Below are 2,745 nucleotides of genomic sequence, written 5' to 3' on the forward strand. Positions count from 1 at the left end.
GTCACGGATCGGCGTAATCGAGCCGGGGATGATCGGCATAATGAGGCCACCAGAAGTGGCCCCGAAACGCGATTTCGAAGGGACTCAAGAATGCGGTTTTTTGCCGGATTTTGCAACGGCGTTTTCGCTATTTTCAGGCATTGGTTTGGGCTTGCGGAAGCTCTCGCCCTCGATCACTACCCGATAGGCGCCGTGGCGTAGCCGGTCAAGCGTGGCGGCGCCAAGAATGCGGTTATCGGGGAACGCGTCGCCCCATTCGCTGAAGTCGAGATTTGAAGTCAAGACCGTCGCGGCCTTCTCATACCTGGCAGCGATCAGATCGTGGAAGTCTTCGTCGTGGGGCGGATGCAGGGGTTTGAGCGCGAAGTCGTCAATGATCAGCAGGGGCGAGCGCACGAACTGCTGGAACTTGCGCTCGTAAAGGCCTGTGGCGCGCGCCGCGTGCAGCTTCTTGAGCAGGTCAGTCTGCGTGATGAACAACACGTCGCGCCCCTGGCGGGCAGCGCAGTGGCCCAGGGCCTGAGCCAGGTGCGACTTGCCGACGCCCGTTTGGCCGACCATCAGAATGCAGACCTTCTCGTCGATGTAGCGGCCCGTGGCCAGATCGTGAATGTGCGCTCGATTGAGCTTGGGCAGCAGGTCGAAGTTGAAGCTCTCGAGCGTCTTGCCCAGCGCGAAACCGGCGCGGGCGAGCCGCGCGCCGAGCTTCTTCTGGTCGCGCCGCGCGACCTCGTCATGCAGCAGCATGGCGAGGAACTCGGTGTAGGCGAGCTGCCCGTCGATGGCCTGGCGGTTGCGCTGCTCGAGCGAGTCGAGGATGCCCGACAGGCGCAGTTGCTTGAGGATGGAATTCAGTTCTGGACTCGGATTCATGGTGTTCAATGCAGCAGGATAGATTGGAGATCGCGGCCGAAGCGGCCGCCGTTCAGATAGGTGTCGGCGGGCGCCGGCGTTTGCGCCAGGGCCGCCGCAGGCTGGCTGTCCAGCCCCTTGTCGAGAATGGTCTTGATGGTGCGGTACTTCGGGCTGGAGAACGTGAGCGCGCGTTCGCAGGCGGCGTTCAGTCGTGCATCGCCGTACTTCTCGCGCATACGCACGATGCCCTGCGCGCCGCGCAGGTTCACGAGCACCGTGTTGTTGAACAGCGCGAGAATCACCGCGTGGCAGGCCGGCCCGATCTCGTTGGCCCGGGCCAGACACCACTGGGGGTCGTGCTCGAGCCAGGCCTGCGCTTCAGGTGGCTGGTGGTCCCGTACTGTCGAGCGATCGCCGGGCTTGCGCTTGCGAGCGTGTGTCGCGACGAGCTCATGCCGGTGGAACACTTGCACCACCGTGTCGGTCGCCTTCAGCCACAATTGCTTGCCGACCAGCGTGAACGGCACGGAGTACAGCACCTTCTTGTAGACGACGTGCCCATCCGTATGCACCTTGACCTCGCTCCACACGGCGAGCACCGGCGGCACATCGGGCAGTGCCGTGAGCAGGGGCTTCTCGATGGCGAAGCGCGCCAGCGGCTGTTCACGTGTTGTGCCGTGATCGCGTACACCGGCCTGCTGCATTACCCAGTCACGCAACTGCCGGTTGGCATCGGCCAGATCGCGGAACTCGCGCAGCGGCACGAAGGATCGTTTGACGTATTTGACGCCCGATTCAACGATTCCTTTTTTCTGCGGATCCCGTGGCGGACATGCGTCAATCCGGAAACTGTACGCTTCGGCGGCCGAAGCATACGAGCGCTGTACCTCGGGATCGTACATACAGGCCTTCGTGATCGCGCACTTCGCGTTGTCGATAATGACGCGACCTGGGCAGCCACCGAACCATTCGAACGCACGCCGATGGCCGGCCAGCCATGTCTCGACAGTCTGGTCGAGCACAATCTCGGCGTACTGATGCCGCGACCAGCACAGGGTCATGACGAAGAACCACGTCTTGAGCGGAATGCCGGACTCGTGTGTGAGCACCGGCCCGGCGCCGAAGTCCACCTGCACGGCGTCAGCTGGCGCCCACTCAAGGATCGTCGTCGCGGTGATGCCTCGCTCAGCCTTCAGGTGCAGCAGGAAGCGGCGTACCGCCGAGTAGCTGCCGGTGTAACCGTGGTTGCGTTGCAGCGCGCTGAAGATCGTCGTGCCTTGTACATCGGCATCGAACCAGCTCCGCAACAGATCGCGAAACGGCTCAAGCGTGGAGACGCAACTGCGAGGCAGCTTCGGATTGCGGCCGAAGATGCCAGCGAGTTCGGCGTCGTCTGGCAAAGGGCGCCCGGGATCGAGCCAGCCCTGGTTAAGCGCGACCTGCCGTACAGTCTTCAGCTTGCTGCGCCCCATCAGGCGCGCGCCGGCAATGTCGCGGTCGGAATCGCCCTGACGCATGCGCGCCAGGACCTGTCGATACTCAAACACTTCGAACCTCCTTCTACTCATCGGCCCTCCGGGCAAAGAATCCGAAGGTACCGGGTGGTTGCGGAAATTCGAAATGCGTTTCGGGCTGCAGCCCGACATAACAACGAGCCGGTCAAGTGGCCCGATTACGCCGATCCTGAGGTGGCTCCTATACGCCGGTCATCGAGTGGCTCCAATATGCCGATCCTGCACTGGCTCGATTACGGCGATCATCTGGTGGCTCGATTACGCCGGTCATCGAGTGGCTCCAATATGCCGATCCTGCACTGGCTCGATTACGGCGATCATCTGGTGGCTCGATTACGCCGATCCCGGAATGGCCTCATTACGCCGATCCGTGACA

2 protein-coding genes are annotated in these 2,745 nt (G+C 62.5%); both read right to left on the reverse strand.

Going from position 1 to position 2,745, the window contains the following annotated elements; all coding sequences use genetic code 11:
- Window positions 1-84: 84 nt before the first annotated feature.
- Window positions 85-873 carry an IS21-like element helper ATPase IstB gene (istB, locus tag P3T23_RS47425; protein ID WP_429322910.1) on the reverse strand — a complete coding sequence of 263 codons (789 nt, stop codon included), beginning with the start codon at window positions 871-873 and terminating at the stop codon, window positions 85-87.
- A gap of 5 nt (window positions 874-878) precedes the next feature.
- The gene (istA, locus tag P3T23_RS47430) at window positions 879-2,402 is read right to left on the reverse strand and encodes an IS21 family transposase (RefSeq protein ID WP_429322911.1); all 1,524 of its coding nucleotides are present in this window, start codon (window positions 2,400-2,402) and stop codon (window positions 879-881) included.
- Window positions 2,403-2,745: the final 343 nt, after the last annotated feature.

The sequence above is a fragment of the Paraburkholderia sp. GAS448 genome (assembly GCF_050435685.1).
Taxonomy (GTDB): Bacteria; Pseudomonadota; Gammaproteobacteria; order Burkholderiales; family Burkholderiaceae; genus Paraburkholderia.

What these genes read in the sequence shown, in the direction of transcription:
- istB (WP_429322910.1), bottom strand. Translation starts at nt 873, where the DNA reads ATGAATCCGAGTCCAGAACTGAATTCCATCCTCAAGCAACTGCGCCTG.